Raw genomic sequence first — 11,206 nt, 5'->3', positions numbered from 1 at the left:
CTGCGTTAGACTTCCTGACGCCGTGTCGGGCGCATGCTCGGCACGCGTGGTGGGCGTAGCTCAGTTGGTAGAGCACCGGCTTGTGGTGCCGGTGGCCGCGGGTTCAAGTCCCGTCGTCCACCCGTTTCAGATGGTCCAAGATCCCTGCGATCTTGGGCCATCTGCCTTTTCAGACGACGTATCGACGCCTACTCTGAATCATCCCTCCTGGCGATCCCCGTCCAGCGAATGGAGGACGCATCGTGGCCAAGCCCGTCCCCGCGGCGACACCGGTGTCGTTCGCGTACAAGCGTCTCTACAGGACCGGCAAGCAGCACAAGGGCGTCGACTTCGGCTGCAAGAAGGGCTCGAAGGTCACGGCGGCCATCAGCGGAACAGTCTGGTACGCGGGCGTTGGCGGCGGCTGGGGACCGGCGTACGGCGCGCACGTCATCATCAAGGGTTCCGTGCACGGCAAGATCCGGTACGTACAAGTCGCGCATCTGTCGCGCGTCGACGTCAGGACCGGACAGGTCGTGAAGATCGGCAAGCAGCTCGGGCTGTCCGGCGGGATCCCGGGGCAGTGGGGCGCCGGCAACTCCACAGGTGCCCACGTGCACTTCCAGGTCAACAGATCGTCCCTCTGGTCCGATCACGTCGATCCATGGCCTGCAATTGGTGCGGAGTCAGGCGACCGAATGGATCCGGCTGCGTACTTCATGGGCGCCACGGGCGCACACATCACCTGGCTCGGCAAACGACTGGTCGCACACGGATTCGGCAAGCACTATCAAACGGGACCCGGTCCGATCTTCGGCAAGGCCGACCAGGCCAACGTCTCAGACTTCCAGAAGGCGCAAGGCTGGTCGGGCAAGAATGCTGACGGTTTCCCCGGCACCCAGACTCTCGAACGTCTGGCCGCCGAGCCCAAACCCGCAGAGCCCGCAGTCGCCGCTGTCGCTGCCAAGGCCGCAAAGGCTGCCTCCAAGGGGGCGATGTCGTTGCGGCCGCTTTGGTACAACATCCCCGGCCCCGACAAGCTCAAGAAGGACGCCGAACGAGCCATTGCGGGTGCTGCGCTCGTCAAGACCGGCGCACCCTCCGTGTTCGGCATGAACGAGCTCATCGGGCCCGGGAAGAACTCAATGACCAACACCGGATCGGCGTTCTCCAAGAAAATCGACGCCGCGCTCGGATCCGCGTACGCGATGGTGGTCCCGACGACCGCGTTCAACGAGAACTACCTGTTCTTCGAGAAGGCGACGACGCGACTCGTCGAGAAGCTGCCAGACAAGATCCTCGCGGCGAAGGCCGGCGGCAAGGCCGTACCCGGACGCCACCTGACGCTCGCGGTGTTCGAAGACATAGCCAGCGGCACCAAGTTCGTCTTCGGCAACACCCATCTCGTCAACGGCAAGCAGTGGGGCGCCGGCCGCTCGGCACAGGCAGCGATCGCCATGACCGAGCTCGAGCGGGTCTCAGCACTTCACGGCAACTGCCCGATCCTGGTCGGTGGCGACATGAACAGGTCAGATGACCTGAGGGCGTTCATCAACGGCGGCCTGGTCAACGTGCGCAAGGTCGCCAAGAACAAGTCCGACACCACCCGGTTCTCGACCCACACCCACATCAGTAGAGACACGGCGCGCAAGAGCGCTGACTGGATCATCGACCATGGCTACTGCTCCAAAGGCATGGTCGTGAACGCGTACGACGTGGCACTCGGCTACGACGCGACAGGCACGTTCCCGCCGGTTCGACCGTCAGACCACGTGCCGATTCTGTTCTCGGTCACGCTGCCTGCCTGAGGACTCAGCCCGCACGCAGATCGATGTCGCCGCTGTCGGACGTCGCGCGTACGAAACCTTGGCCATCGTCGTCGGAGTCGATCGCTGACTCGACTTCACCTGATTTCGACTCGACCATGACGGCGTATGTTCGATCGCCGGACGGCACCGACGCCACGATGTCACCCGACTTCGTGAGGGCCTTGAACGCGAACGGCTGCTTGGCGAAAGACGCATTGACGTCGCCTGAGCTGGTCTCTGCCGAGAACTCGTCGACCGTGAGCCCACCCACCTTGATGTCACCGCTCGTCGTGGCAACAGTCAGAACACCTTGGACCAGCGCATCAGCCGTGACATCGCCTGACGTCGTGTTGATGACAATCGGGATGTTCTTGGGCACTGACAACGTCAGGGACACGCCGCAGCCCGGTGACAGCCACGTCGTACAGCCGGAGATGACCTTGATCTCGTCGCCCTTGCGACCAATCAGGAAGTCCGTCTTGCGGAGTCCACTGGTCACCCTTGACGTCACCTTGACGACATCGTCAGCACCCTCGACAACCCGGATGTCGGCCGTCGTCGCATTGACGACGATCTGCACCGAGTCACCCATCTCGATGATGCTCGTGGACGTCTTGGTGTCCTTCATCAGCACAGAGATGCCAAGGACCGCGGCTGCAAACAGGCCCACAGCGACGAGCGTTCCGATGACGGTGAGCAGAGTGCGCGATGCCGGCGAACGGACGTCGTAGTCCGCGATCATCTCGTCGGGCATCAGCCTGCTGCCTTGGCGCGAGTGGTCGAGATCGGCACGACATCGCCAGCGCCCATACGGGCCGCGTCGGCAGTCTCGTCGTCCGGCATGGTCTGGCTCTGGAGCTCAGCCTCGACGCGCTTGAGGTAGTGGTCGACCTCGTTGTCGCGCTGCGCCTTGGTCCAGCCGAGTACGCCACTCATCAAGTCAGCGACCTCGTCGGCAACTTCGGTGCCGCGGTCGAAGGTCTCGATCGAGATGCGCGTACGACGGGCGATCGCGTCATCGAGGTGACGAGCACCTTCGTGGCTCGCGGCGTACACGATTTCGGCGCGGAGGTAGTCGTCGGCACCGGTGAGCGGCTTGCCGAGGTCAGGCTTCTCGGCGATCAGGTCCAGCAGCTCGGTGATGAGCGATCCGTACCGGTGCAACAAGTGCTCGATACGGCCGATCCCGAGTCCGCTGGAGGCGGCCAGCATCTGGCGCTGGTTCCATACGGCTTCGAAGCCATCGGCACCAAGCAGCGGTACGTCCTCGGTGATGCACGGAGGAGTCATGCGGTCCAGGTGGCTCGCCATGCCATGCACGGCAGCGTCGATCGCGTCCTTGGCCATGATCCGGTAGGTCGTGTACTTGCCGCCCGCGATCACGACGAGACCCTTCACACTGGTGCCGACGGCGTGCTCACGAGAGAGCTTGCTCGTCGCCTCGTCCTCGCCGGCGAGCAGTGGCCGCAGTCCGGCGTAGACGCCCACGATGTCCTCGTGCGTCAGCGAGCTCACGAGCACCTTGTTGACGTGCTTGAGGAGGTAGTCGATATCGCTGCGGCTTGCTGCCGGGTGGTCCTTGGACAGCTCCCAGTCGGTGTCGGTCGTACCGATGATCCAGAGTCGGCCCCACGGGATGACGAACAGCACCGACTTGTCGGTGCGCAGGATCAGTCCGGAGTCGCCGCGGATGCGGTCGCGGGGCACGACGATGTGAATGCCCTTGCTGGCGCGTACGTGGAACTGGCCACGCTCCCCTGCGAACGACTGCGTCTCGTCGGTCCAAACGCCGGTCGCGTTGACGACCTGCTTGGCGAGGATGTCGAACTCCTTGCCCGACTCCAGGTCCTTGACCTTGGCGCCAGTGACACGATCGCCTTCGCGCAGCAGCCCGATGACGCGGGTACGGCTGGCGATGTGCGCTCCGTACGCTGCGGCGGTGCGCGACAGGAACATGGTGTGCCGAGCGTCGTCGACCTGTGCGTCGTAGTAGTGGAGGGCGCCGATCAGCGCTTCCTTCTTGAGCCCCGGCATCATTCGCAGCGCCCCACGGCGCGTCAGGTGGCGGTGGTGCGGCACACCGCGGGAGCGGCCCGAGAGCAGCGCCATCGAGTCGTAGAGCAGCACGCCAGACCCGGCGTAAGCGCGCTCCCAGATGCGACGGGTGAGCGGGTAAAGGAACGGCACCGGGTGCACGAGGTGCGGTGCGAGCTTGTCGAGCAGAAGGCTGCGCTCGCCGAGCGCCTCAGCGACGAGCCGGAAGTCGAGCATCTCGAGGTAGCGCAGGCCGCCGTGAACGAGCTTGCTGGAGCGGCTCGACGTACCGGACGCGAAGTCACGGGCATCAACGAGACCAACCGATAGTCCACGAGTTGCAGCGTCGAGCGCTGCACCTCCGCCGACCACGCCAGCACCAACGACGAGAACGTCGAGCGGCTGTGCAGCCATCGCGTCGAGCGCTGCTTGGCGATTGGCTGGTGACAGGGCTACGGAACGCATGGCGATAGTCAATCAGGTCAACAAATTAGCCGCGTCGCCCAGTCACATCGCCTCACGAGGTTTCGACCTTCCTGACGCGCTCCGCGCGTGATTCGCTCAACCTGGCTCGACGTTCGCGCCCCCTACGCGTCCCGCGAGAAAATGACCTCACTCTGGCGTGCGTGGGGGGACCCCCAGCAGAGCTCGCTCAGTCGATCTCAACCCAATCCAGGGTGCGGTCGACGGCCTTCTTCCACTGAGCGTGGCCGGCATCGCGCTGCTCCTGCGTGGACGTGGGCTCCCAGCGCTTGGACTCGTTCCAGTTGGCGACAAGCTCGTCCGTGTTGGCCCAGAAGCCGACCGCGAGGCCAGCCGCGTAGGCAGCGCCCAACGCCGTGGTCTCCGCGACCACAGGACGGCTCACCGCGACGCCGAGGATGTCAGCCTGGATCTGCATGCAGAGCTCATTCATGGTCACTCCCCCGTCGACGCGCAGGGTCTGCAGATCGAGGTCAGCATCCGCAACCATCGCATCCACAACATCCCGGCTCTGGTAGCAAATGGCCTCGAGCGCCGCTCGCGCAATGTGCGCAACGGTGTTGAAGCGCGAGAGACCGACGATCACGCCACGCGCGTCGGAACGCCAGTAAGGCGCGAACAAGCCGGAGAAGGCGGGTACGAAGTAGACGCCGCCGTTGTCCTCGACACTTCCGGCGAGCGACTCGGTCTCCGCAGCGGCCTTGATGATGCCGAGCTGATCGCGCAGCCACTGGATCGCCGACCCTGTCACCGCGATCGAGCCCTCGAGCGCGTAGACAGCCGGAGCATCGCCGAACTTGTAGCCAACCGTCGTGATGAGTCCGTTCTTCGACTTCACGATCTCGGTGCCGGTGTTGAGCACGAGGAAGTTGCCCGTGCCATACGTATTCTTGAGCTCGCCGGGCTTGAAACACACCTGTCCGACCAGCGCTGCATGCTGGTCGCCGAGGTCGCCTGCCAACGGCACCTCGCCGCCGAACGGGCCGTCAGCGAGCGTGTGCCCGTAGACCTCCGACGACGACTTGATCGCCGGAAGCATCGCGCGCGGTACGTCGAACAGTGCGAGCAGCTCGTCGTCCCAGTCGAGGGTCTCGAGGTTCATCAGCATCGTGCGGCTGGCATTGGTCACGTCGGTGATGTGCAGGCCGCCATCCGGCCCACCGGTCAGCCACCACAGCAGCCAGCCGTCGGTGTTGCTGAACAGTGCGTGACCCGCTTCGGCGTCAGTGCGCACGCCATCGACGTTTTCGAGAATCCACTGGATCTTGCCGCCAGAGAAGTACGGCGCGGGTGGGAGGCCCGCCTTGTCGCGGATCAGATCACCCTTGCCGCTGGCGTCCAGGGCTGAGGCGATCTTGTCCGTGCGAGTGTCCTGCCAGACGATCGCGTTGTAGTAGGGCTGACCTGTGCGTTTGTCCCATACGACGGTCGTCTCGCGCTGGTTGGTGACGCCGACGGCGGCAAGATCGGCGGCGGTGATGCCCGCCTTGCCCATCGCCGCGGTGATGACTTCCTGCGTGCACTCCCAGATCTCGCTGGCATCGTGCTCGACCCAACCGGCCTGCGGCAGGATCTGCTCGTGCTCAAGCTGATGCTTGGCGACCTCATGACCGTCGTGGTCAAAGATCATGAAGCGTGTGCTGGTCGTGCCCTGGTCGATCGCGCCGACATACTTCTTCTCCGCCATGCGGCGAGCCTAGCGAGGGTTCAGAGGATCTCGCCGTGAATGTCGGCGTGCGGGACCGTCGGGATCGTGCCGAGCTTGCCCTTCTGGAAGTCCTCGAACGCCTGCAGTACCTCGGCCTTGGTGTTCATGACGAACGGACCGGCCCAGGCGACTGGCTCGCGGATCGGCAGACCGCCGAGCAGCACGACCTCGAGCGCCGGGTAGATCGAGTCCTGCTGCTGGTCGGCTCCGACCGTGATCGTCTCGCCATGACCGAGCACGGCGAGCTGACCCGAGGAGATGGGGCGACGCTCGCGGCCGACGTACCCGCTGCCGCCGAGGACGTAGACGAGCGCATTGAAGTCAGCGCGCCACGGCACGGTCATCTCGGCGCCGGGCAAGACCGTCGCGTGAACCATCGTCATCGGCGTATGCGTGCTGCCGGGTCCCTTGACGGAATCGACCTCGCCGGCGATGACGCGAAGGAGCGCGCCGGCGTCGGGGGTCGAGGCGAGGCCGACGTCGTCGCGGCTGATGTCCTGGTAGTGCGGAGGCAGCCACTTGTCGGCCTTGGGCAGGTTGACCCACAGCTGCAGGCCGTGGAACAGGCCGCCCTTGACGACGAGCCACTCGGGCGGGGTCTCGATGTGCAGGAGTCCGCTGCCGGCGGTCATCCACTGGGTGTCGCCGTCGGTGATCGATCCGCCACCGCCGTGGGTGTCCTGGTGGTCCATGACGCCGTCGATCATGTAGGTGACGGTCTCGAAGCCACGGTGCGGGTGCCATGGTGTGCCCTTGGGCTCGCCCGGTGCGTACTCAACCTCGCCCATCTGGTCCATGTGGATGAACGGGTCGAGCAGAGTCGGGTCAACACCTGCGAACGCACGGTGAACCGGGAAACCTTCGCCCTCAAATCCACGCGGCGCCGTCGTGACGCTGATCGGCGCACGGTCCTCGACCTGGGTCGGAGCGGTGATCACCCGCGGCAGAACGGTCCAATCAGCAACGGTTACGGCGGGCATGCTCACTCCTCGGTGTCGGTAGCTTCAGCATACTCCTCGATAGTTCAATGTTCAACTACTTGTACGACCTTCGACGGATGTGTTCTGTCGCACACCGTCACTACGCTGCCGAACATGACTCAATCACCTGCGATCCAGGCTCGAGGTCTAGTCAAGAAGTACGGAGATGTGACCGCGCTCGACGGCGTCGACATCACCGTGCCCACCGGATCCGTGCTGGGCCTCCTCGGCCCCAACGGCGCCGGCAAGACGACCATCGTGCGCATCCTCACGACCCTGCTCCAACCAGACGCCGGCACGGCGGAAGTCGCCGGCATCGACGTGCTCAACAATCCGAGGGAGGTGCGCCGCAACCTCGGACTCTCGGGCCAGTACGCCGCGGTGGACGAATACCTCACCGGATTCGAGAACCTCGACATGATCGGCCGGCTCTACCACCTCGGGCGCAACGCGAGCCGCGATCGGGCTCGCGAGCTGCTCGCCCAGTTCAACCTGGAAGATGCGGCCGATCGCCCCGCAAAGACCTACTCCGGCGGAATGCGTCGACGCCTCGACCTTGCCGGTGCTCTGGTCGCCGCGCCCCCGGTGCTGTTCCTCGACGAGCCGACGACGGGCCTCGATCCACGCAGCCGAACCGAGATGTGGGCGGTCCTGCAGGGACTCGTGTCTGGCGGCACGACGTTGCTGCTGACGACCCAATACCTCGAGGAGGCCGACCTGTTGGCCGACGACATCGTCGTGATCGACCACGGCAAGGTCATCGCACAGGGCACCGCCGACCAGCTCAAGGCGCAGGTTGGTGGCGAACGCGTCGAGGTCACCGTCAGCGACGGCGCCGATCTCGACCGCGTTGCCAAGTTGCTGACGCCGCTGGGCGTCTCAGATCCGGTCCTGTCGGAAGGCCAGAGGAGCCTGCTCATGCCAGTGACGGGCGGCGTCGCCGTCCTACGCCAGGCATTGCAGATGCTCGAGGACGAAGGCATCAGCGTCGACGACGCCGGTCTTCGCCGTCCCACCCTCGACGACGTGTTCCTGACTCTCACCGGGCGCGCTGTCGAAGTCGACGAAACGACCGACCAGGAGGTCACGGCATGAGCGCCCTCGACGTACTCGGCGACGCAGCGGTAGTCGCCAAGCGCAATCTGATCAAGATCAAGCGCGTCCCTGACCTGCTGGTCTTCACGACGCTGTCACCGATCATGTTCGTGCTGCTTTTCGCGTATGTGTTTGGTGGAGCGATCGACCAAGAAGGCGGCGGTAGCGGTTACCGGGAGTTCCTGATCGCGGGCATCTTCGCCCAGACCGTCATCTTCGGCGCGACCATCACCGGTGCGGGGCTGGCGGAGGACGTTCAGAAGGGCATCATCGACCGCTTCAGGTCGTTGCCAATGTCACCGTCTGCAGTGCTGGCGGGTCGCACGCTGTCCGATGTCGTCAACAACATCATCGTGTTGTTCGTGATGAGCGTGACGGGCCTGATCGTCGGTTGGCGCATCCGTACATCGTTCTTCGAGGCGGCGTGGGGCTTCATCCTGTTGCTGGTCTTCGCCTACGCGATCTCATGGGTCATGGCGTGGGTCGGACTCCTGGTGCCGAGTCCCGAGGTGGTGAACAACGCGTCATTCATCATCATCTTCCCGCTGACATTCATCGCCAACACGTTCGTGCCGCTCGACACGCTGCCCGGTCCGCTCAAGGTGTTCGCCGAGTGGAACCCGGTGTCGGCGGTGACCCAGGCTGCCCGCAACCTGTTCGGCAACCCTGATCCCAACCCGCTGGCGCCGGATCCGACGGCGTGGCCGTTGATCCACCCTGAGGCCTACACGTTGATCTGGGCAGCCGTGGTGCTGCTGATCTTCGTGCCGCTGGCCAACGCGCAATACCGTCGCTCGACCAGCCGCTGACGGTGGATCAGCTCGCCACGTCAATCCGCAGCGCACTACGCGAGGCGGCTGATCCGACCCGGGCGCCGGGGATGCAGGCCTACATGAAGTCGGCCATGCCTTTCCTCGGCGTTCGGGTGCCCGACGTCCGCAGGATCACGCGGGCGCTCGCCAAGTCGCAGCCACCTGCCGACCTCGACAGCCTCGAGGCCTCGGTGCTTGAGCTGTGGGACAACGCGACTCATCGCGAGGAGCGCTACGCCGCTGCCGAGCTGACCAGGCTCAAGCTGGCCAAGGGCCAGCTCTCATTGATTCCGCTCCACGAGCACATGGCGGTCACCGGAGCATGGTGGGACCACGTCGACGAGATCGCTCACCACATTGCCGATCTCCACGACGCACATCCCACCGAGACAGCACACGACGTGCGCCGGTGGAGCACGTCTGATGACATGTGGCTCCGGCGACTGTCGATCATCAGCCAACTCGGTCGCCGCGATCGCGTCGACACCGAGCTGCTCACTGAGGTGATCGAGCCCAATATGAGCGACACTGAGTTCTTCATCCGCAAGGCGATCGGATGGGCACTGCGCGAGTACGCCAAGGTCAACGCAGACTGGGTGCGCACCTTCGTTGCCGAGCACGAAGATCAGCTGAGCGGGTTGTCGAAACGAGAGGCGCTGAAGCATGTCGGATGAACGTACCGATGTCGTGATCGTCGGCGGTGGCCACAACGCCCTCGTCGCCGCGACCTACCTGGCACGTGCCGGCAAATCGGTTGTGATCCTCGAACGGCTCGGGCATGTCGGCGGTGCGGCGATCAGCGCGCCGGTCTTCGACGGCTTGGACGCGCGACTCTCGCGCTACTCCTACCTCGTGAGCCTGATGCCTGAGCAGCTCGTCGCCGACCTCGGCCTCAATCTTGAGCTTCGTTCCCGCGACACGGCGTCTTACACGCCCTACGAAGGCGGCGGCCTCCTGATCGAGACTGCCGAAGGAGAAGCAACACGCGAATCATTCCGGGCGCTGACCGGCTCGGACGATGAGTACGCGCACTGGAAGTCGTTCTACGACGAGGTCGCCACGGTGGCTGCTGCCGTCTCACCGACCTTGCTGTCACCGCTCCCCCACGTCGGCGACATGCGCGACCAGGTGGAGATGGCGATCTGGACCGACCTGATCGAGGAACCACTCGGAACCGCCGTCGAACGCCGGTTCTCCAACGATCTCGTTCGCGGAGTCGTCGCCACGGATGCATTGATCGGCACATTCGCCTCACTGCATGACAGCACCCTGATCCAGAACCGTTGCTTCCTCTATCACCTGATCGGCAACGGCACGGGCGAGTGGCGCGTGCCGGTCGGAGGTATGGGTGCCGTGACCGCCGAGCTGGAGCGAGCAGCGAACGAAGCCGGGGTGACGATCCGTACCAACTGCGAGGTCGACGGCATCGTGACCGACCCTGACGGTGTAACAGTCACCGGCGATGGATTCGTCATCGATGCCGAGTGGCTGCTCAGCGGTGTCGCCCCGTACATACTGGCGCGACTGCTCGGCGATCCGCTCCCGACCAAGCCATCGGGTTCACAGTTCAAGATCAACCTGCTGGTGTCGCGACTCCCTGAACTCAAGTCCGGCATCGATCCGGCGATCGCCTTCGCCGGCACCTTCCACCTGGGCGAGTCAATGACCGAGCTGGAGGCTGCCTGGGAGGCGGCCTCTGCTGGCCAGCTCCCCGCCGCTGCGGCCGGCGAGCTCTACTGCCACACGCTCACCGACCGCTCGATCCTCGGTGGCGACCTGGCAGGCTCGGATGCGCAGACACTGACGTATTTCGGCCTGCACACGCCTTATGAGGTGCTCCCTGACGAGGCCGCGGCGACTCGCGCGTACGAACAATTCCTCGCGGCGCTCAACGAGCACCTAGCCGAGCCGATCGAGCCGCTGATCCTTGGCGTCGAGCACAAGACCCCGGCGCAGATCGAAGACGCGCTGGGAATGCCCGGCGGCCACATCTTCCATGGCGATCTCGCGTGGCCGTGGCTCGAAGAAGGCGAGAAGCCGCGCAATCCCGCAGAGCGTTGGGGCGTCGCGACAGCACATCCGAGGGTGCTTTTGTGCGGAAGCGGAGCACGTCGTGGCGGTGCCGTCAGCGGCATCGGTGGCCACAACGCAGCGCACGCAATCCTCGAGTCCTAGACGTTGACGAGCCGATTATGGAAGGCACCTGATCGGCTGATAATGTTGCACCCGCTTCGCGGCATTAGCTCAATTGGCAGAGCAGCTGACTCTTAATCAGCGGGTTCGGGGTTCGAGTCCCTGATGCCGCAC

Annotated in this window: 9 protein-coding genes and 2 tRNA genes; 7 read left to right on the top strand and 4 right to left on the bottom strand. The window is 64.7% G+C overall.

Features of this window, described 5'->3' with window-relative positions:
* The first annotated feature begins 49 nt into the window (after window positions 1-49).
* Together V6M39_RS10770 and V6M39_RS10765 are read left to right on the top strand one after the other, a co-directional pair.
* A tRNA-His gene (locus V6M39_RS10770) sits at window positions 50-122 on the top strand.
* A gap of 120 nt (window positions 123-242) precedes the next feature.
* A complete protein-coding gene (locus V6M39_RS10765) occupies window positions 243-1,787 on the top strand; it encodes a peptidoglycan-binding protein (protein WP_332643819.1) in 1,545 nt (514 codons plus the stop codon).
* 4 nt (window positions 1,788-1,791) lie between these two features.
* Here the strand turns inward: V6M39_RS10765 and V6M39_RS10760 are convergent, their stop codons facing one another.
* From V6M39_RS10760 to V6M39_RS10745, 4 genes are all read right to left on the bottom strand, one after another.
* Window positions 1,792-2,541 carry a DUF4097 family beta strand repeat-containing protein gene (locus V6M39_RS10760; RefSeq protein ID WP_332643818.1) on the bottom strand — a complete coding sequence of 250 codons (750 nt, stop codon included), beginning with the start codon at window positions 2,539-2,541 and terminating at the stop codon, window positions 1,792-1,794.
* Entirely contained in the window at window positions 2,541-4,286 is a 1,746-nt protein-coding gene (locus V6M39_RS10755) for a glycerol-3-phosphate dehydrogenase/oxidase (protein ID WP_332643817.1), read from the bottom strand. The genes V6M39_RS10760 and V6M39_RS10755 overlap by 1 nt, the downstream gene beginning before the upstream one ends.
* A gap of 187 nt (window positions 4,287-4,473) precedes the next feature.
* Window positions 4,474-5,991, bottom strand: a complete 1,518-nt coding sequence (glpK, locus tag V6M39_RS10750) for a glycerol kinase GlpK (RefSeq protein WP_332643816.1) — start codon at window positions 5,989-5,991, stop codon at window positions 4,474-4,476.
* A gap of 20 nt (window positions 5,992-6,011) precedes the next feature.
* Window positions 6,012-6,992 (bottom strand): pirin family protein, encoded by a 981-nt coding sequence (locus V6M39_RS10745; RefSeq protein ID WP_332643815.1) that lies wholly within the window; start codon window positions 6,990-6,992, stop codon window positions 6,012-6,014.
* A gap of 114 nt (window positions 6,993-7,106) precedes the next feature.
* Here V6M39_RS10745 and V6M39_RS10740 point away from each other — a divergent pair, with 114 nt between their 5' ends.
* The 5 genes from V6M39_RS10740 (at window position 7,107) to V6M39_RS10720 (ending at window position 11,205) form a co-directional block, all read left to right on the top strand.
* Window positions 7,107-8,087 (top strand): ATP-binding cassette domain-containing protein, encoded by a 981-nt coding sequence (locus V6M39_RS10740; protein ID WP_332643814.1) that lies wholly within the window; start codon window positions 7,107-7,109, stop codon window positions 8,085-8,087.
* Complete coding sequence (locus tag V6M39_RS10735) at window positions 8,084-8,896, top strand: ABC transporter permease (RefSeq protein ID WP_332643813.1); 813 nt, start codon at window positions 8,084-8,086, stop codon at window positions 8,894-8,896. Before V6M39_RS10740 ends, V6M39_RS10735 begins: the two co-directional genes overlap by 4 nt.
* Window positions 8,897-8,898: 2 nt before the next feature.
* Window positions 8,899-9,573 (top strand): DNA alkylation repair protein, encoded by a 675-nt coding sequence (locus tag V6M39_RS10730; protein WP_332643812.1) that lies wholly within the window; start codon window positions 8,899-8,901, stop codon window positions 9,571-9,573.
* Window positions 9,563-11,074 carry a phytoene desaturase family protein gene (locus V6M39_RS10725; protein ID WP_332643811.1) on the top strand — a complete coding sequence of 504 codons (1,512 nt, stop codon included), beginning with the start codon at window positions 9,563-9,565 and terminating at the stop codon, window positions 11,072-11,074. Before V6M39_RS10730 ends, V6M39_RS10725 begins: the two co-directional genes overlap by 11 nt.
* 58 nt (window positions 11,075-11,132) lie before the next feature.
* Window positions 11,133-11,205: transfer RNA gene (locus V6M39_RS10720), tRNA-Lys, on the top strand.
* Window position 11,206 lies beyond the last annotated feature (1 nt).

The sequence above is a fragment of the Aeromicrobium sp. genome (genome assembly GCF_036675695.1).
Classification (GTDB): Bacteria; Actinomycetota; Actinomycetes; order Propionibacteriales; family Nocardioidaceae; genus Aeromicrobium.
This window is presented reverse-complemented; position numbering and strand designations above follow the sequence as displayed.